This is a genomic window from Aquabacterium fontiphilum (genome assembly GCF_009909205.1).
Lineage (GTDB): Bacteria > Pseudomonadota > Gammaproteobacteria > Burkholderiales > Burkholderiaceae_C > Aquabacterium > Aquabacterium fontiphilum.
The window spans coordinates 208,906-228,230 of the sequence record NZ_JAAAPN010000007.1; the positions used below are offsets into that span (position 1 = coordinate 208,906).

A 19,325-nucleotide genomic window follows, 5' to 3' on the forward strand; every position below is an offset into this window, starting at 1 on the left:
TTGCACGGGTGTGAGTCAGTCTGAACGGCCATGTTGCCACCGCTGAAGCGGCAGCGTTTCACGGAAAAGTCCGGGATTCCGGCGGCATCCGACGCCTTAAACGAGAAAAAGCAGGCGAGATGGGGGCGGCGACTCAAGTTCAAACCGGCGTCGTCGATATGCGATCAGCGTCGTCTGGCTGCGCACATCTGTTGGGGGCGGAAACGGGTTCTTATCCCGCGTTCTCTGCAGAGGTGGCACACGTAGCCTCTCCCTGACGTCGTGCGTCCTGCTTGTTCATGTGTTGCAGGGCCGCGGCCAACGGGACAGACCCCCTATGCATCTCGGAAGGTGAAAATAAATGGCCTCCATCATCAACTCGTTGTCGACCACCCAGATCAGCCAGCTCTCGACCACGTCGATTGCCAACCTGAACACGGAAGACTGGGCAGCGTTCTCGACCGACCAGATCATGGCCCTGACCACCACGCAGGTGCGGGCCATCCAGACAGCGGATCTGGCGGTGTTGACCTCGACACAGTTGCAGGCCTTCGAGACCAATGATGTACGCGCCTTCACCTCGGTGCAGCTGCGCTCGCTGAGCACCGACGCAGTGGCCACGCTGACCACCGACCAGGTGCAGGCCTTGTTGACATCGCAAATCGCCGCGCTGAACAGCCAGCAGATTCGGGCGCTGGAAACCGAGGACATCGCTGCACTGACAACAGCGCAGGCGAGGGCGCTTTCCAGTACGCAGGTTGCAGCGCTGACAACCGATCAGCTGGCCGCAATCGAAGCCGACGATTTGAGGGCCCTCAGTACCCTCTCCCTGCGCGCCCTCAGCACCGAGGGCGTTGCCGCTTTGAGCACCGAGCAGTTCAGTCAACTCACGAGTGCTCAGGTGGCCGCGCTGACGACACAGCAGGTCCAGGCGATCGAGACGCAAGACGTCGCCGTGCTGGGCAGCAACGCGTTGCGGGCCATGTCTTCTGTGCAGATCCGCGCGCTGACGACGGATGCGGTGGCCGCACTGACCACCGATCAGGTCACGCATCTGAGCAGCACGCAAGTGGCGGGCTTGAGCACCCAGCAGGTTCGTGCGCTCGAAACAGAGGACGTGGCTGCGCTGGGTAGCAACCAGGTCAGGGCCTTGAGCAGCGCACAGGTTGCTGCGTTGACCACTGATCAGGTCCAAGCGATTGAGACGGGCGACCTGCGGGCACTTTCTTCGCTGGCGTTGCGGGGGCTGAGCACCGATGCGGTGGCCGCGCTCACCACGGATCAGGTCAACGCGCTGACCAGCGCTCAGCTGGCGTCCTTGACAACCCAGCAGATCCAGGCCATCGAAACAGCGGATGTGGCTGCCCTGACCAGCGGCGCGCTGCGCGCCTTGTCCACGGCACAGGTCCGTGCGCTGACCACGGATCAGATCGTGGCCCTGGAAACCGCGCAGATGGGAGCGCTGACGAGTAACCAGGTCGCAGCCTTGTCTACTGATCAAGTGCGGGCCATTGAGACGGCCGATGTGGCCGCCTTGGGCACCGTGCAAGTGCGTGCTTTGAGCAGCGCCCAGGTGGCCGCCTTGACCACGGACCAGGTTCAGGCGATGGAGACAGACGATGTGCGCGCGCTGAACTCGCTGGCCTTGCGTGGCTTGAGCACGGATGCGGTGGCGGCGCTGACGACCGACCAGGTCAACGCGCTGACCAGCAGCCAGGTGGCTGCGCTGACGACGCAACAGATCCGAGCCATCGAAACGGCCGATGTGGCCGCCCTGGGCACAGCCCAGGTTCGCACGCTGGGCAGCGCTCAGCTGGCCGCGCTGACAACCGACCAGGTTCAGGCGATTGAAACCGAGGACCTGCGCGTGCTGAGCTCGCTGGCGCTGCGCGGCCTGAGCACGGATGCGGTGGCGGCGCTGACGACCGACCAGGTCAACGCGCTGACCAGCAGCCAGGTGGCTGCGCTGACGACGCAACAGATCCAGGCCATCGAGACGGCCGACGTGGCCGCGATGAGCAGCAGCGCCCTGCGCTCGCTGACGACGGCCCAGATGCGTGCGCTGAGCACCGACCAGATCGTGGCGCTGGCGACCGACCAGATGGCGGCGCTGAGCAGCACGCAGGTGGCGGCGCTGACGACGCAGCAGATTCAAGCCATCGAGACGGCCGACCTCGCAGCGCTGGGAACCGCTCAGGTGCGCGTGCTGACCAGCGCCCAGGTCGCTGCGCTGACCACGGATCAGGTTCAGGCGATTGAAACCGAAGACCTGCGCGTATTGAGCTCGCTGGCCTTGCGTGGTCTGAGCACGGATGCGGTGGCCGCGCTGACGACCGATCAGGTCAACGCGCTGACCAGCAGCCAGGTGGCTGCGCTGACGACGCAACAGATCCAGGCCATCGAGACGGCCGACGTGGCTGCGATGAGCAGCAGCGCCTTGCGCTCGCTGACCACAGCCCAGATGCGTGCGCTGAGCACTGATCAGATCGTGGCGCTGGCGACCGACCAGATGGCGGCGCTGAGCAGCACGCAGGTGGCCGCACTGAGCACGGCGCAGATTCAGGCCATCGAGACAGCCGACCTCGCAGCGCTGGGCACCGCCCAGGTTGCGGCGCTCAATAGCGCCCAGGTTGCCGCGTTGACCACAGACCAGGTCCAGGCCATCGAAACGCAGGATCTGCGCGTCATGAACTCGCTGGCCTTGCGTGGCTTGAGCACGGATGCGGTGGCGGCGCTGACGACCGACCAGATCAACGCGCTGACCAGCAGCCAGGTGGCTGCGCTGACGACGCAACAGATCCGAGCCATCGAAACGGCCGATGTGGCCGCTCTGGGCACAGCCCAGGTTCGCACGCTGGGCAGCGCTCAGCTGGCCGCGCTGACAACCGACCAGGTTCAGGCGATTGAAACCGAAGACCTGCGCGTGCTGAGCTCGCTGGCGCTGCGCGGCCTGAGCACGGATGCGGTGGCGGCGCTGACGACCGACCAGGTCAACGCGCTGACCAGCAGCCAGGTGGCTGCGCTCACCACGCAACAGATCCAGGCCATCGAGACGGCCGACGTGGCCGCGATGAGCAGCAGCGCACTGCGCTCGCTGACGACGGCCCAGATGCGTGCGCTGAGCACCGACCAGATCGTGGCGCTGGCGACCGACCAGATGGCGGCGCTGAGCAGTACGCAGGTGGCGGCGCTGACGACGCAGCAGATTCAAGCCATCGAGACGGCCGACCTCGCAGCGCTGGGAACCGCTCAGGTGCGCGTGCTGACCAGCGCCCAGGTCGCTGCGCTGACCACGGACCAGGTTCAGGCGATTGAAACCGAAGACCTGCGCGTATTGAGCTCGCTGGCCTTGCGTGGTCTGAGCACGGATGCGGTGGCCGCGCTGACGACCGATCAGGTCAACGCGCTCACCAGCAGCCAGGTGGCTGCGCTGACGACGCAACAGATCCAGGCCATCGAGACAGCCGACGTGGCCGCGATGAGCAGCAGCGCGCTGCGCTCGCTGACCACGGCCCAGATGCGTGCGCTGAGCACCGACCAGATCGTGGCGCTGGCGACCGACCAGATGGCGGCGCTGAGCAGCACGCAGGTGGTGGCGCTGACGACGCAGCAGATTCAGGCCATCGAGACGGCCGATGTGGCCGCCTTGGGCACCGTGCAAGTGCGTGCCTTGAGCAGTGCCCAGGTCGCTGCGCTGACCACGGATCAGGTTCAGGCGATTGAAACCGAAGACCTGCGCGTATTGAGCTCGCTGGCCTTGCGTGGTCTGAGCACGGATGCGGTGGCGGCGCTGACGACCGACCAGGTCAACGCGCTGACCAGCAGCCAGGTGGCTGCGCTGACGACCCAACAGATCCAGGCCATCGAGACGGCCGACGTGGCTGCGATGAGCAGCAGCGCGCTGCGCTCGCTGACCACGGCCCAGATGCGTGCGCTGAGCACCGATCAGATCGCGGCGCTGGAGACGGCCCAGATGTCCGCGCTGAGCAGCACGCAGGTGGCCGCACTGAGCACGGCGCAGATCCAGGCCATCGAGACCGCCGATCTGGCCGCTCTGGGCACCAGCCAGGTCGCCGCGCTGAGCAGCACGCAAGTGGCCGCGCTGACGACCGACCAGGTTCAAGCCATCGAGACGGCCGACCTGCGTGTGCTGACCACCGCCGCACTGCGTGGCCTGAGCACCGATGCCGTCGCTGCGCTGACCACCGAGCAGGTCGGCGCGCTGAGCAGCGCCCAGATCGGCGTGATGAGCACCCAGCAGATCCGTGCGCTTGAAACCGAGGACGTGGCGGCTCTGAACACCACTCAGGCTCGTGCGCTGAGCAGCGCACAGCTGGCCGCGCTGACGACCGATCAGGTTCAGGCCATCGAGACCGACGACTTGCGCGCGCTTAGCACGGTTTCCATGCGTGGCTTGAGCACCGACGCCATCGTTGCGCTGTCAAGCGATCAGATCGGCGCGCTGAGCAGCAGCCAGGTCACTGCCCTGAGCACTCAGCAGATCCGCGCCATCGAGACAGCCGACGTCGGCACGCTCAGCAGCACCGGTCTGCGCGCGCTCACTTCAACGCAAATCCGCGCGCTGAGCACGGAGCAGATCGCCGCCTTGGAGACCAGCCAGATGGGTGCGCTGACCAGCGCACAGGTGGCCGCTCTGACGACCCAGCAGATTCAGGCGATCGAGACAGCCGATCTGGCAGCGCTTGGCACCAGCCAAGTCGCCGCGCTCAGCAGTGCCCAAGTGGCTGCGCTGAGCACGGATCAGGTCCAGGCGATCGAAACGGCTGACATTCGCGTCCTGAGCACCGCCGCACTGAGGGGGCTGAGCACCGATGCGGTGGCTGCCCTGACCACGGATCAGGTTGCGCAACTCACCACCAGCCAGGTGGCGGCACTCAACACCAGCCAGATCCGGGCCATCGAGACGCAGGACATCGCCGCGCTGGACACAAACCAGGTGCGTGCGCTCACCAGCGCGCAGGTGGCTGCGTTGACGACCGACCAGATCCAGGCGATCGAGACGGTCGACATCCGTGTGCTGACCACGGCGGCCTTGCGCGGCCTGAGCACCGATGCGGTTGCGGCTTTGACCACTGACCAGATTGCGCAACTGAGCAGCGCGCAAGTCGCAGCGCTCACAACACAGCAGATTCGTGCCATTGAGACGGCAGACATCGCCGTGCTGAGCACGCAGGCGTTGCGCGCCTTGAGCACCACACAATTCCGCGCGCTGACCACTGACCAGATCGTTGCGCTGGAGACCAGCCAGATGGGTGCGCTGACCAGCGCCCAGGTGGCGGCGCTGACGACCCAGCAGGTCCAGGCCATCGAGACGGCCGACATCGCAGCGCTGGGCACCGCCCAGATGGCTGCTCTCAGCAGCGCCCAGGTGGCCGCCTTGACGACGGATCAGGTCCAGGCCATCGAGACGACTGACGTGCGTGTGCTGAGCACCGTAGCCTTGCGCGGACTGAGCACCGATGCCATGGCGGCCCTGACCACCGAACAGGTGGCCCAGCTCACCAGCAGCCAGGTGGCCGCGCTGAGCACCAACCAGATCCGTGCCATCGAGACCGAGGACATCGTCGCGCTGGGGACCAGCCAGATCGCTGCCTTGAACAGCATTCAGGTGGGGGCGCTTACGACCGAGCAGGTCCAGGCCATCGAGACACAGGACCTGCGCGCATTGACCACCTCGGCGCTGCGCGGCTTGAGCACCAGCGGGGTGGCCGCGCTGACGACCGATCAGGTCTCGCAACTTGCCAGCACCCAGGTGGCGGCGTTGAGCACCAGCCAGGTCCGCGCCCTCGAGACGGAAGACGTGGCCGTGCTGGGTACCGCCGCTGTGCGGGCGCTGAGCAGCACGCAGGTGCGGGCGCTGACCACTGACCAGATCGTGGCGCTGGAAACCAGCCAGATGAGTGCGCTGACCAGTGTCCAGGTCGCCGCGTTGACGACGCAGCAGGTTCAGGCCATCGAAACGGCCGACATTGCTGCGCTGGGCACCGCCCAGATGGCCGCTCTCAGCAGCGCCCAGGTGGCTGCCCTGACGACGGATCAGGTCCAGGCCATCGAGACGGCTGACGTGCGTGTGCTGAGCACCGCGGCCTTGCGCGGCCTGAGCACCGATGGCGTGGCGGCCTTGACCACCGAACAGGTGGCCCAACTCACCAGCAGCCAGGTGGCTGCGCTGAGCACCAGCCAGATCCGGGCGATCGAGACAGCCGACGTCGCGGCATTGGGCACCGCCCAGGTGGCTGCGCTCAACAGTGCGCAAGTGGCTGCACTGACGACCGACCAGGTCCAGGCCATCGAGACAGCCGATCTGCGCGTGTTGACCACCTTGGCGCTGCGCGGCTTGAGCACCGACGGGGTGGCCGCGCTGACGACCGATCAGGTCTCGCAACTTGCCAGCACCCAGGTGGCAGCGCTGAGCACCAGCCAGGTCCGCGCCATCGAGACGGAAGACGTGGCCGTGCTGGGCACCGCCGCTGTGCGCGCAATGAGCAGCACGCAGGTGCGGGCGCTGACCACTGACCAGATCGTGGCGCTGGAAACCGGCCAGATGAGCGCGCTGACCAGTGTCCAGGTCGCCGCGTTGACGACGCAGCAGGTTCAGGCCATCGAAACGGCCGACATTGCTGCGCTGGGCACCGCCCAGATGGCCGCTCTCAGCAGCGCCCAGGTGGCTGCCCTGACGACGGATCAGGTCCAGGCCATCGAGACGGCTGATGTGCGTGTGCTGAGCACCGCGGCCTTGCGCGGCCTGAGCACCGATGGCGTGGCGGCCTTGACCACCGAACAGGTGGCCCAACTCACCAGCAGCCAGATTGCTGCGCTGAGCACCCAGCAGATCCAGGCCATCGAGACGGCAGACGTGGGGGTGATCAACTCTGCTGGTCTGAGGGCGCTCAGCAGCGCGCAGATCCGGGCGCTCACCACCGACCAGATCGTGGCGCTCGAAACGAGCCAGGTAAGCGCGCTGACCAGTGCGCAGGTCGCTGCACTGACGACCCAGCAGGTCCAGGCCATTGAAACGGCTGACATCGTTGCGCTGGGCACGGCTCAGACCGCGGCCCTCAGCAGCGCGCAGGTGGCGGCGCTGTCATCCGACCAGGTCCAGGCAATCGAAACCGCTGATCTGCGGGCCCTGACGACGGCTGCCTTGCGCGGACTGAGCACCGATGCCGTGGTGGCCTTGACCACTGACCAGGTGGGTGCGCTGTCGACTGCACAGGTTGCGGCGCTGAGTACGCTGCAAGTCGCGGCCATGGAAACCGCCGACATTGCCGCGCTGGGTACTGCACAGATGGCGGCCTTGGGCAGCGCCCAGGTGGCCGCGCTTGGCACCGACCAGATCCAGGCCATCGAGACACAGGACCTGCGTGCTCTGAGCACCACGGCCGTACGCGGCCTGAGCACAGAAGGCGTGGCCGCGCTGACCACTGATCAAGTGGCCCAGCTCACCAGCGCGCAAGTCTCCGTGTTTAGCACACAACAGGTGGCTGCCATCGAGACGAGCGACATCGGCGTACTCAACAGTCAGGCACTGCGCTCGCTGAGTTCCGCTCAGATCCGCGCCTTGACCACAGAGCAGATCGCGGCGCTGGAGACAGCGCAAATGGGTGCGCTCACCAGCGCGCAGGTCGCCACACTGACGACCGATCAGGTTCGTGCAATTGAGACGGCCGACCTGGCAGCCCTGGGCACCGCGCAGTTTGCGGCGTTCTCCAGTGCACAGGTGGCGGTGCTGACGACCGACCAAGTTCAGGCCATCGAAACGGCTGACCTCCGTGTGCTGAGCACGGCTGCGATTCGCGGGTTGAGCACCGACGGCATGGCCGCGCTCAGCACCGAACAGGTGGCCCAGCTCACCAGCAGCCAGGTGGCGGCGCTGACGACGCAGCAGATTCACGCCATCGAAACGGCCGACATCGCGGCGCTGGGCACCGCCCAGGTGGCAGCGCTCAGCAGTGTGCAGGTGGCTGCGCTGGGAACGGATCAGGTCCAGGCCATTGAGACGGCCGACCTGGCCGCACTGAGCACTGCAGCCTTGCGCGGCCTTGGTACCGATGCGGTCGCCGCCCTGACCACCGGCCAGGTTGCAGCGTTGACCAGTGCCCAGATCGCCGCGTTGAGCACGCAACAGATCCGGGCCATGGAAACCGAAGACGTCGCCGCACTGGGTACAGCTCAGATGGCGGTGCTCAATAGCGCGCAGCTTGCGGCCATGACCACTGCGCAACTGCAGGCCATTGAGACCATGGATGTCCGCGTGCTCACGACGGCGGCGCTTCGCGGTCTGGCGACGGAGGGCATCGCCGCCCTCACCACGGACCAGATGGCGGAACTCACCAGCGCGCAACTCGCATCGTTGACCACGCAGCAGATCCAGGCGATCGAAACCGCCGACGTCGCGGTGCTGTCGACCCAGGCGGTCCGGGCGCTGGGGCAGGCGCAGGTTCGTGCCTTGACCACCGATCAGATCGTGGCGCTTGAGACAGCTCAGATCGCTTCCTTGAGCAGCACGCAGGTGGCGGCGTTCACCACCCAGCAGGTTCAGGCCATTGAAACCGCCGACATTGCTGCGCTCACGACTGCTCATGCGGCCGTCCTGAGCAGCAGCCAGGTGGCGGCTCTGGGCACCGCTCAGGTTCAGGCGATCGAGACTTCCGACCTGCGGGCTCTGTCGACGGCGGCCCTCCGCGGTCTGTCTACCGAGGGCGTGGCAGCCCTCACGACGGAGCAGGTGGCGCAGCTGACGACGATCCAGGTGAGTGCGCTCACCACCCAGCAGATCCAGGCGATCGAGACTGCGGATGTGGCCGCGCTGGTCACGGCCCAGGTTGCGGTTCTCAGCAGCAGCCAGCTGTCTGCTCTGGGCACGCAGCAGATCCAGGCGATCGAGACCGAGGATCTGCGTGTCCTGACCACGGCAGCCCTGCGCGGCCTGGGCACGGATGCCATCCAGGCCCTGACCACCGAGCAGATCAGTGCCCTGACCACGGCGCAGATCAACTCGCTGGCCACGGAGCAGATCCGTGCCATCGAAACGGCGGACATCGTTGCGCTGCAGACCAGCCAGGCGGCAGCCCTGACTTTCCGGCAGGCTGCGGCACTGACCACCGATCAGGTGGCGGCGCTTGAGACCGATGACCTGCGTGTGCTGACCTCTTCAGCGCTGCGCGGCCTGACCACCGATGCCATCCAGGCCCTGACGACCGAGCAGGTCGAGGCCCTGACCACGGCGCAGGTCGCCGTGCTCGCCTCGGCACAGATCCAGGCGATGGAGACCGTCGATGTGGCCGCCTTCACCACGGCCCAGGTGGCCGTGCTGAGCAGCGTACAGGTGGCCGCTCTCAGCAGCGCGCAGGTTCTGGCGCTCGACTCCGCTGATGTTGCGGTGCTGAGCACCTCGGCGTTGCGTGCGATGAGCACCGCCGGCATCCAGGCGCTGGAGACCGAGGACATCGTCGCGCTGACGACCACCCAGATCGCTGCGCTGACCACGCAGCAGGTCCAGGCGCTGACGACCGAGCAGTTCGGCACGCTGGCCACAGAGGACATCGTCGCGATGACTTCGTCGCAGTTCGCGGCCTTGACCACGGCCCAGATCGCGGCGTTCACCACCGATCACATCACGGTGCTGTCGACCCACGACATCGCAGCGATGAGCATGGAGCAGATCTCGGCCTTCGAGACGGCAGACATCGCGGTGATGACGGGCGCACAGCTGGACGCCATGATCGCCGGCTCGCCCATCGTGCTGGACCTGAATGGCGACGGTGTGCGGACACTGGCGGCCTCCGAGGGCGTGTTCTTCGACCTGCTCGGCACGGGCACTGCCAGCCGTGTGGGCTGGGCCTCGCCAGAGGATGGTCTGTTGGTGCTCGATCGCAACGGCGACGGCATCATCAACGACGGGCGCGAGCTCTTCGGTGCGGCCACGCCGAACGCGCAGGGTCAGCGCTCTGGCCACGGCTTCGCGGCCCTGGCGCTGGAGGACACGAACGGTGACGGGCGCATCACCGCCGAGGACGCACGCTTCCACGAGCTGCGGATCTGGGTGGATGCCAACCGTGATGGCGTATCGGATGCAGGAGAGCTTTATACGCTCGAGCAGTTGGGCATCAGCAGCCTGAACCTCTCCGCGGTGGCGGGCACGGCGCTGGACAACGGCAACCTGCTGGGTCTGGTGTCCGACTACACCCGTTCCGACGGCAGCACACACGAGATGATCGACGTGTGGTTTGCCAAGGACACGGTGGCTCAGGCCGCGGCGCTGGCAGGGGATGGTGGCGATACAAGCAACGCATTGCCGGTGGTGCCGGTCAGCACAGGCGATGTGCTCACCGACCCGGGGCAACCGTTGTCACTGGACGCCGTGGCCCCGAGTTCACCCGAGCCGGCTGCTGCGGCGGCGCCCGCGCCCGCTCAGGTCGGCGCGACCGACGCCACGATGCTGACCATCCAGCCGATGTCTCCGGACGAGTCGCTGCTCGACCCGCGCCACAACCCGCTGATCTGATCCGGCTGCCTCCGCCGGGCCCCCTTGGGGCCCGTGCGGACGCCTTTGTTCAGTCGCCGAGCGCTCTCGCGCGCAGCGTGGGCGCATCGAGCCATTGCCGGGCCACGCTTTGCAGGTGCATCGGGTCACCGGTGGTCCACAGCGTGAGGTCGGCTGCATCAGCGGCGGCGCTCCGTTCACCCGTGTGTACCAGCACCTGTGCCAGCCGGCGCGCGTGCCGCGCCACCGCGCCCGACGTGTCAACCAGTCTCACGCCCGGCAGCGCCGCCTCGAACAGCGGGCGGATCAAGGGGTAATGCGTGCAGCCCAGCACTGCGGTATCCACGTCCGCCTGAAGCAGGGGGGCCGAGAAGCGCTGAACCAATCCGCGCAAAGCAGGGGAGTCCAGCGCCCCTTTCTCAATCTCGGCGGCCAGCCCGGGGCACGGCTGAAGTGTCAGGGCCATGCCTGCGGCGTGCGCGTCCACCAGCGACCGGAACTTCGCGCTGGCCAGGGTCATGGGCGTGGCCAGCACGCCGATGCGCCCGGAGGGCGACAGGGTGATGGCAGGCTTGATGCCCGGCTCCACGCCGATGAAGGGCAGGCGCGGCCAGGCGTGGCGCAGCTCACGGATGGCCACCGCGGTGGCCGTGTTGCAAGCCACGACGATCATGTCCGCGCCCATGTCCAGCAGGGCTTGTGTGATGGCCTCGCAACGCGCCAGAATGAACGCGTCGTCCCGCTCGCCGTAGGGGGCGTGGCCTGAATCCGCCACATAATGAAACGTCGCACCCGGCAAGCTGTGGCGCAGCGCCGCCATCATCGACAGCCCCCCCAGCCCCGAGTCAAAGACGCCCACCCGCAACGCATTGAACGTCGTCAGTTCGGGGTCTTGTTCTGGCAGCGGGTGAGGCAGTGTCATGGATGCACGCTATAAACCACGTATTTTCATCCCTTCTGGCGTAGCGGATGCCCGCGGAGCCAGAAGTGTGCGCTAGAATCGAACGATCGTGCTATTTTGGCGCGTCCAATCTAATCAACTCTTCCTCATGACGCAGGAGAACATCGCATGAAGGTTCTGGTTCCGGTCAAGCGGGTTGTGGACTACAACGTGAAGGTTCGCGTGAAGTCCGACGGCTCGGGTGTCGACATCGCCAACGTCAAAATGAGCATGAACCCCTTCGACGAAATCGCCGTCGAAGAGGCCACCCGCCTGAAGGAAAAGGGCGTGGTCACCGAGATCGTGGCCGTGTCGATCGGCCCGGCTCAGTGCCAGGAAACCTTGCGTACCGCCATGGCCATCGGCGCTGACCGTGGCATCCTGGTCGAGACCGACGCCGACGTGCAGCCCCTGGCCGTGGCCAAGGTGCTCAAGGCCCTGGTCGACAAGGAGCAGCCCCAGCTGGTGATCCTGGGCAAGCAAGCCATCGATGACGACAGCAACCAGACCGGCCAGATGCTGGCTGCGCTGGCTAACCTGCCCCAGGGCACGTTCGCCTCGAAGGTCGAAGTGGCCGGTGACAAGGTCAACGTGACCCGCGAAGTCGACGGCGGCCTGGAAACTGTGTCGCTGAAGTTGCCCGCTGTGGTGACCACCGACCTGCGTCTGAACGAGCCCCGCTACGTGACGCTGCCCAACATCATGAAGGCCAAGAAGAAGCCCCTGGACACCGTGAAGCCGGCTGACCTGGGCGTGGACGTGGCCCCCCGTATCAAGACCCTGAGCGTGGCCGAGCCGCCCAAGCGTTCTGCTGGTATCAAGGTGCCCGACGTGGCCACCCTGGTCAGCAAGCTGAAGAACGACGCCAAGGTGATCTGAGGAGACTGACAACATGACCGCACTCGTCATTGCTGAACACGACAACGCCTCGATCAAGAGCGCCACGCTGAACACCATCACCGCTGCCAAGGCAACCGGTGGCGACGTGCACGTGCTGGTGGCTGGCGCCAACGCCGGTGCTGCTGCTGCCGCTGCTGCCCAGATCGCTGGTGTGAGCAAGGTGCTGCACGCTGACGGCGCCCAGTTCGCCGACGGCCTGGCCGAGAACGTGGCCGCCCAGGTGCTGGCCGTGGCCTCGGGCTATAGCCACATCGTGTTCCCCGCTACCGCAGCTGGCAAGAACGTGGCCCCCCGCGTGGCCGCCAAGCTGGACGTCGCCCAGGTCTCTGAGATCACCAAGGTGATTTCGGCCGACACGTTCGAGCGTCCCATTTACGCCGGCAACGCCATCGCCACCGTGCAATCGGCCGACGCCGTCAAGGTGCTGACCGTTCGTGGCACCGCGTTCGATCCCGCTGCCACCACCGGTGGTTCGGCTGCGGTCGAAACCGTGGCTGCCGTGGGCGACTCCGGCACCTCGTCGTTCGTGGGCCGTGAAGTCACCAAGTCCGAGCGTCCTGAGCTGACCGCCGCCAAGATCGTGGTGTCGGGCGGCCGCGCCCTGGGCTCGGCTGACAAGTTCAACGAAGTCATGCTGCCTCTGGCCGACAAGCTGAGCGCCGCCGTCGGTGCCTCGCGCGCCGCTGTGGACGCTGGCTACGCCCCGAACGACCTGCAAGTCGGTCAGACCGGCAAGATCGTGGCGCCTCAGCTGTATGTGGCCGTCGGTATCTCCGGCGCCATCCAGCACTTGGCAGGCATGAAGGATTCGAAGGTCATCGTGGCCATCAACAAGGATCCCGAAGCCCCCATCTTCCAGGTGGCCGACTTCGGTCTTGAAGCTGATCTGTTCACGGCTGTGCCGGAGCTGGTCAAGTCCCTGTGATGGCATCATGCAGGTGATGCAGACAGAACCGGTTTCTGGCTGAACACCTCAAACGGGGCGTCTTGCGAGGCGCCCCTTTTTTCCGTCTCACGCCGCGGCGTTTTAAACGGCGGCAATGGAGCAAACCATGGCATTCAAAGCACCCGTCAAGGACCAGCTGTTCTGCATGAAGGAGCTGGCCGGCATCGACAAGATCGCCCAAATCCCCGGTTTCGAAGACGCAGGTTTTGAGACCGCTCAAGCCGTGCTGGAAGAGTCGGCCAAGTTCAACGAAGAAGTGGTGGCCCCGCTGAACTGGAGCGGCGATCAGGATCACGGCTCGTGGGACAACGGCGTGGTGCGCGCGTCTGCCGGTTTCAAGGAAGCCTACAAGGCGCTGACCGAAGGCGGTTGGCAAGGCCTGCAGCAGCCGGCCGAGTACGGCGGCCAGGGTCTGCCCAAGATCATCGGCGCGGCCTGCATCGAGCACACGATGGCAGCCAACCTGAGCTTCTCCCTGTGCTCAATCCTGACCACCGGTGCCACCGAAGCACTGTTGACGGCAGCCAGCGACGAACTCAAGCAGCGTTACATCCCCAAGATGATCGAGGGTGCATGGACGGGCACCATGAACCTGACCGAGCCGCAAGCCGGTTCGGATCTGGCACTGGTGCGCTCCAAGGCCGTCAAGCAAGATGACGGCACCTACCGCATCTCCGGTCAGAAGATCTTCATCACCTACGGTGAGCACGACATGTCCGAGAACATCGTGCACCTGGTGCTGGCCCGCACGCCGGACGCACCCGAAGGCGTCAAGGGCATCTCGCTGTTCGTCGTGCCCAAGTTCCTGGTCAACGAAGACGGCTCGCTGGGCAAGCGCAACGACGTCTACTGCGCGTCGATCGAAGAGAAGCTTGGCATCAAGGCCTCTCCGACGGCCGTGCTTGTCTATGGTGATAACAAGGGCGAGGTTGGTGCTGGCGCCATCGGTTACCTGGTGGGCGAAGAGAACCGCGGCCTCGAATACATGTTCATCATGATGAACGCGGCCCGCTACGACGTGGGCCTGCAGGGGCTGGCCGTGTCCGAGCGCGCTTACCAACATGCAGTGGCCTACGCCCGTGACCGCGTGCAGTCGCGTCCGGTCGACGGTTCGGCCAAGGAGTCGGTGGCCATCATCCATCACCCCGACGTCAAGCGCATGCTGATGACCATGCGCGCCCTGATCGAAGGCGAGCGCGCCATGGCCTTGGTCGGTGCGGCCGCCTATGACACCGCGCACCACCATCCGGAGGCAGCCGTGGCCAAGCAGGCTCAGGCGTTCTATGAGTTCCTGGTGCCGCTGATCAAGGGCTTCTCGACCGAGAACTCGGTCGAGGTGACCTCGCTGGGCGTGCAAGTGCACGGTGGCATGGGCTTCATCGAGGAAACCGGTGCAGCTCAGTACTACCGCGATTCGCGCATCCTGCCGATCTACGAAGGCACGACCGCCATCCAGGCCAATGACCTGGTCGGCCGCAAGACCGCCCGTGATGGTGGCGCCGTTGCCAAGGCGGTGGCTGCCCAGATAGCCGACACCGAAGGTCAGCTGGCCGCTCGCAGCAGCGCGGCTTGCCAGAAGTACGCCAAGCAGCTCAAGGCGGCACGCGAGGCCTACCTGCAGGTGGTTGACTTCGTGGCCGCCAACTTCAAGGCCAACCCGAACGCTGTGTTCGCGGGGTCTGTGCCCTACCTGATGCTGGCCGGCAACTTGGTGTCGGGCTGGCAGATGGGCCGCGCGCTGATGGTCGCCGAAGACAAGCTGGCGGCTGGGGAAGATGGCGGGTTCATGGCCGCCAAGATCGCCACGGCCCGCTTCTACGGCGATCACATCCTGGCCCGCGTGGCCTCGCTGCGTGACACTGTCCTGGAAGGTGGCGACAGCGTGACGGCGATGCCTGTGGACGCTTTCTGAGCGTGAGCCGTTAACATGGCAGTCAGTGGGCGCGGCATGCATCGCGCCCCGCTTGCCTGACCGAGCCCCTGACCGGTTCAGCCGGCCTGGGGCTTTTTTGTTGCCAAGGAGACAAGAAGATGCCTTTGCCCGAAGTGCTGCAGCGCGTACCGTTCCCGGTCATCGCCTCGCCCATGTTCATCCTCAGCACGCCCAAGCTGGTGATTGCCCAGTGCAAGGCGGGCGTGGTGGGCTCGATGCCGGCGCTCAACGCCCGGCCCGCAGCCCAGCTCGACGAGTGGCTGGCCGAGATCACCGAGACGCTCGACGCGCACAACCGAGCCCATCCTGATCAGCCCGCTGCCCCGTTTGCCATCAACCAGATCGTGCACAAGAGCAACGACCGGCTTGAGCATGACCTGGAGCTGTGCGTCAAGTACAAGGTGCCGGTCATCATCACCTCGCTGGGCGCACGCGAAGACGTGAACCAGGCGGTGCATGGCTACGGTGGCGTGGTGCTGCACGACGTGATCAACAACCGCTTTGCCCGCAAGGCGGTCGAGAAGGGGGCCGATGGCCTGATCGCGGTGGCCGCTGGTGCCGGCGGCCATGCCGGCACCACCAGCCCGTTTGCACTGGTGCAAGAGATCCGTGAATGGTTTGATGGCCCAATCGCACTGTCAGGCTCGATCGCCAACGGCCGCGCCATTCTGGCTGCGCGCGCCATGGGTGCCGATTTCGCTTACATCGGCTCGGCCTTCATCGCGACTGAAGAGGCCCGTGCGGCCGATGCCTACAAGCAGATGGTGGTGGACTGCACCAGTGCCGACATCCTGTATTCCAGCAAGTTCACTGGCGTACATGGCAACTACCTGCGGCCGTCCATCGTGAATGCAGGCCTGGATCCAGACGCGCTGGGCGACGGTGATCCCAGCCAGATGAGCTTTGGCAGCAAGGGCGATGCCGACGTCAAGGTCTGGAAGGACATCTGGGGCTGCGGCCAGGGCATCTCGGCCGTCAAGGCCGTCGTGCCAGCGGCCGAACTCGTGGCCCGTCTGAAGGCCGAGTACGCCGAGGCGCGCGCCGCGCTCTGCGGCAGCTGACGCTTCAGCGGAAGGCGAGGGCGGCGTCCACCATGCCGCCCTGCCGGCGCAGGATCTGGCTGACGGCGATCACCGCCTGGGTGCGCGAGTTGACGCCCAGCGCGCGCAGCACGGCGGCCACGTGGTCCTTGACCGTCTCGACCGACAGGCCGAGTTCGCGCGCGATCAGCTTGTTGGGTTGGCCTTTGAGCAGCAGGTTGAGCACGTCGGTCTGACGTGGCGTCAGGCTGAGCTCTTCCAGCGAAGGCGCTGTCTGGTAGCCCGCGGCCAGCGCATGCTGCTGCACGTTGGCCGCGGTGGCCGCGTCTACCGTCCAGCCTTGTGCGTCGCCCATGTTCATCGGGGGCACGTACACGCCGCCGGACAGCACCTGTTGCAAGGCCTCGAAGAGGGTTTCATTGCTCGCCCGTTTGGGCACGAAGCCCATGGCGCCCAGGTCGATGGCGCGGATGACGTCACTGGTGCGATCCGAGGCCGAGATCACCACGATGGGCAGGCCAGGATACCGGGTGCGGAACTCGACCAGCAGGTCAAAGCCATCGGCATCACCGAGTTGCAGATCCAGCAAAACCAATTGGTGCGCTGGGTCGTTCTGCAGGGCCTCACGGGCTGCGCGGCCGCTGTCTGCGGCTGTCACGCGCACATGGTCGCCCAACCCCAGAATCACCGACTGCAGCGCCGCCAGAATCAGTGGATGGTCATCGATCAACAGAACCTTCATGGCGCCCCGCTCCCTCGCTTGCTGTTTGGTGTACCTCTGCGCGTCGCTCCCTCCAAAGAGGGGGGCAGGCGCGCGGGCGCCATGATAACGGTGTGTTCCCATACGGCCCGGGGCTAGGCAGAATGGGTATGTCAGCAAACGTTTCGGGCTGTGTGCTTTGTATCCGGCGCCGCCAAAACTTGATCACATGCGCCAGATTCGGGGGATCGGTGCGGTCAAGCCCCAGGCCTCCTGCCGCCACGCCGCCCAGGTGGCACCCAGCAAGCCCATGGCCGGCTCCACCCGGTCGGCCAGCACGCGCACGATGACCACCTCCGCATGGGGGCTGGTGGCGCCGCTGAGCGGGCCCGCGTCGTTGCGCTGCGCGACATCGCGCGCGCACTGGAGCAGGGCGTCGCGTTTGGCCGTCGGCAAGGCGCTGCCGGCAGCAAACCACATGGTGGCCAGCACCCGCCGACCCGCCCAGCCCAGCGGGCTATCCAGCAGCAGGGGGTCGTTGGCCCGCACCGTGCCGCGCTCCAGCCAGACGCCGGGCAGCTCAATCTCTTGGGTGTAGCTGCCATGCGCGGCCTGGGGGTCGTCAAAGGCCTCGCCCGCGGCGGGCAGGCCCAGCGCGAGCACATCCCAGCCGATCATCTCTGCGCCAGGCGCCAGCTCGAAGCGCATGCGGTTATGCGCGATGCAGCCGCGGTAGGCCAGGGTCTCGAGCGGCAGCCACTCCAGGCGGCTTTCCGGCGCGAGGCGGGCGACCAGGGTTTGTTCGGCGGGCTCGCCGGCGCTTTTGTAAAACCGCGTGGCGCCCGGCGTGGTGATCAGCGCATGGCTACCCGCTTGCAGCTCGGCGTCGATGTGCAGTGTGTCGCCACCGACGATGCCGCCGGGGGGGTGCACCAGCACGTGGTGACAGATGTCTGGCCCCTCGGGGTACAGCCGCTGCAGCACGCGCAGCGGGCCTTCGTGGCGGTCGTGGGCGGTGGTGCGCTCGCCGTCGCGGCGGTAGCGCAGTTGCAGGTGGCCTTTCCAGCTCATGGGTGGGGTGTGTACAGCGGTGGGGCAGTATGGCGCAGCGCGGCCGTGGCGGCACGATGCTTGCACCGGACAACATGCGGAGTAGAAGCGTTCAGTCGCATGCCGCCACATGGTGCATGTTCTGTGCCAGGGTGGTGCGTGGCGGGTCATTGCTCCCTCTTGTTCAACCCTTGCGGTGCACGCACCGACTTGCTCGACCTGGAGGAGCCCCCATGCTGACCACGCAGCAGCCCGTTTTTCGCCGTTTCTGGCACGCCGTCATGCCCTTGTCCGAACTGGCGGACGGGCCCAAGCCCTTCACCCTGCTGGGCGAAGCCATCGTCGTCTTTCTGGACGAGCACGGGCAGCCCGCCGCTTTGCGTGACCGCTGCTGTCACCGCACGGCCCGTCTGTCCAAGGGCTGGTGTGCCAAGGGCGGGATCCAGTGCGGCTACCACGGCTGGGTGTACGACCGCCATGGGCGGGTCACCCACGTGCCCCAGTACGAAGCGGGTCGCGCCATTCCGGCTGACTTCAAGACCGTGGCCTACCACTGCCAGGCCCGCTACGGTTACGCGTGGGTGGCGCTGGAAGACCCGGTGGCCGATGTGCCCGAGGTGCCCGAGTTCGAGGCGCCGGGCTGGCGCACCATCTTTCAGTTCTATGAGCGCTGGGAAACCAGCCCGATGCGCGCGCTTGAGAACTCGTTCGACAACTCGCATTTCAGCTTCGTGCACCGCGCCACCTTCGGGGTGGCCGATCGGCCCCAGCCGAGCAAGTACGAGCTGGTCGAGAACGAAGAGGGCTTCTACGCCGAGACCATCATCGAGGCGGTCAACCCGCCGGCCTTCCAGCGCGTGAGCGGGGTCAGTGATCCGGTCACCACGCGCCACATGCGCAACGCCTACTTCCAGCCCTTCTCGCGCCGGCTGGACATCGAGTACCCCAGTGGCGTGCGTCACGTGATCATCAACTGCTTCACGCCGATCGACGACGGCAGCATCCAGTTGTGCCAATGGCTGTTCCGCAATGACACCGAAGCCGACTGCCCCGCACAGTTGCTGATCGACTTCGACGCCGAAATCACGCGCGAGGACAAGGAGATCCTGGAATCGACCGACCCCGATGCCTGGGTCGACACCCGTCGCCGCGGGGTCGAGTACTCCATGGACAGCGACAAGCCCGGCATGCTGATCCGCAAGCGGCTGATGGCCATCCTGCAGGCACATGGTGAAGAGGAAGTGCATCGTGGGCTGCCGGGGGTGACCATCCGGCTGGCGCCCGCACAAGGGTGAGCGACTGGCCCGGTGCGGGTCAGTTCGCGCACAAT

At 66.2% G+C, this 19,325-nt stretch carries 9 protein-coding genes; 6 read left to right on the plus strand and 3 right to left on the minus strand.

From position 1 onward, the window contains the following. Window positions 1–340 precede the first annotated feature (340 nt). Window positions 341–10,507: an SPM autocatalytic domain-containing protein gene (locus tag GTZ97_RS10290; RefSeq protein ID WP_161650497.1), complete on the plus strand. Its 10,167-nt coding sequence runs from the start codon at window positions 341–343 to the stop codon at window positions 10,505–10,507. 49 nt (window positions 10,508–10,556) lie between these two features. Here GTZ97_RS10290 and murI read toward each other — a convergent pair whose 3' ends face one another. Next, entirely contained in the window at window positions 10,557–11,408 is an 852-nt protein-coding gene (gene murI, locus GTZ97_RS10295) for a glutamate racemase (RefSeq protein WP_161650498.1), read from the minus strand. A 147-nt stretch (window positions 11,409–11,555) separates the two neighbouring features. Here murI and GTZ97_RS10300 point away from each other — a divergent pair, with 147 nt between their 5' ends. The 4 genes from GTZ97_RS10300 to GTZ97_RS10315 all read left to right on the plus strand — a co-directional run bounded on the left by GTZ97_RS10300 (window position 11,556) and on the right by GTZ97_RS10315 (window position 16,266). Then, window positions 11,556–12,305 (plus strand): electron transfer flavoprotein subunit beta/FixA family protein, encoded by a 750-nt coding sequence (locus GTZ97_RS10300; RefSeq protein ID WP_161650500.1) that lies wholly within the window; start codon window positions 11,556–11,558, stop codon window positions 12,303–12,305. A 13-nt stretch (window positions 12,306–12,318) separates the two neighbouring features. Continuing rightward, on the plus strand, window positions 12,319–13,251 hold the full coding sequence (locus GTZ97_RS10305) for an electron transfer flavoprotein subunit alpha/FixB family protein (protein ID WP_161650501.1): 933 nt from the start codon (window positions 12,319–12,321) through the stop codon (window positions 13,249–13,251). Between the two features lie 127 nt (window positions 13,252–13,378). After that, the gene (locus tag GTZ97_RS10310) at window positions 13,379–15,184 is read left to right on the plus strand and encodes an acyl-CoA dehydrogenase (protein ID WP_161650503.1); all 1,806 of its coding nucleotides are present in this window, start codon (window positions 13,379–13,381) and stop codon (window positions 15,182–15,184) included. Between the two features lie 119 nt (window positions 15,185–15,303). After that, window positions 15,304–16,266: an NAD(P)H-dependent flavin oxidoreductase gene (locus tag GTZ97_RS10315; RefSeq protein WP_161650505.1), complete on the plus strand. Its 963-nt coding sequence runs from the start codon at window positions 15,304–15,306 to the stop codon at window positions 16,264–16,266. A gap of 4 nt (window positions 16,267–16,270) precedes the next feature. Here GTZ97_RS10315 and GTZ97_RS10320 read toward each other — a convergent pair whose 3' ends face one another. Together GTZ97_RS10320 and GTZ97_RS10325 are read right to left on the minus strand one after the other, a co-directional pair. After that, window positions 16,271–16,987, minus strand: a complete 717-nt coding sequence (locus tag GTZ97_RS10320) for a response regulator (RefSeq protein ID WP_161650506.1) — start codon at window positions 16,985–16,987, stop codon at window positions 16,271–16,273. A gap of 183 nt (window positions 16,988–17,170) precedes the next feature. Continuing rightward, a complete protein-coding gene (locus GTZ97_RS10325; protein WP_161650507.1) occupies window positions 17,171–18,016 on the minus strand; it encodes an urease accessory protein UreD in 846 nt (281 codons plus the stop codon). Between the two features lie 212 nt (window positions 18,017–18,228). On the opposite strand from GTZ97_RS10325, the gene GTZ97_RS10330 reads away from it, so the two are divergent. Beyond that, the gene (locus GTZ97_RS10330) at window positions 18,229–19,290 is read left to right on the plus strand and encodes an aromatic ring-hydroxylating dioxygenase subunit alpha (RefSeq protein ID WP_161650509.1); all 1,062 of its coding nucleotides are present in this window, start codon (window positions 18,229–18,231) and stop codon (window positions 19,288–19,290) included. Window positions 19,291–19,325 lie beyond the last annotated feature (35 nt).

Bases quoted from the DNA above. Each gene is read 5' to 3' on its own strand.
- GTZ97_RS10290 (WP_161650497.1), top strand. From the start codon at position 341: ATGGCCTCCATCATCAACTCGTTGTCGACCACCCAGATCAGCCAGCTC.
- murI (WP_161650498.1), bottom strand. From the start codon at position 11,408: ATGACACTGCCTCACCCGCTGCCAGAACAAGACCCCGAACTGACGACG.
- GTZ97_RS10300 (WP_161650500.1), top strand. From the start codon at position 11,556: ATGAAGGTTCTGGTTCCGGTCAAGCGGGTTGTGGACTACAACGTGAAG.
- GTZ97_RS10305 (WP_161650501.1), top strand. From the start codon at position 12,319: ATGACCGCACTCGTCATTGCTGAACACGACAACGCCTCGATCAAGAGC.
- GTZ97_RS10310 (WP_161650503.1), top strand. From the start codon at position 13,379: ATGGCATTCAAAGCACCCGTCAAGGACCAGCTGTTCTGCATGAAGGAG.
- GTZ97_RS10315 (WP_161650505.1), top strand. From the start codon at position 15,304: ATGCCTTTGCCCGAAGTGCTGCAGCGCGTACCGTTCCCGGTCATCGCC.
- GTZ97_RS10320 (WP_161650506.1), bottom strand. From the start codon at position 16,987: ATGAAGGTTCTGTTGATCGATGACCATCCACTGATTCTGGCGGCGCTG.
- GTZ97_RS10325 (WP_161650507.1), bottom strand. From the start codon at position 18,016: ATGAGCTGGAAAGGCCACCTGCAACTGCGCTACCGCCGCGACGGCGAG.
- GTZ97_RS10330 (WP_161650509.1), top strand. From the start codon at position 18,229: ATGCTGACCACGCAGCAGCCCGTTTTTCGCCGTTTCTGGCACGCCGTC.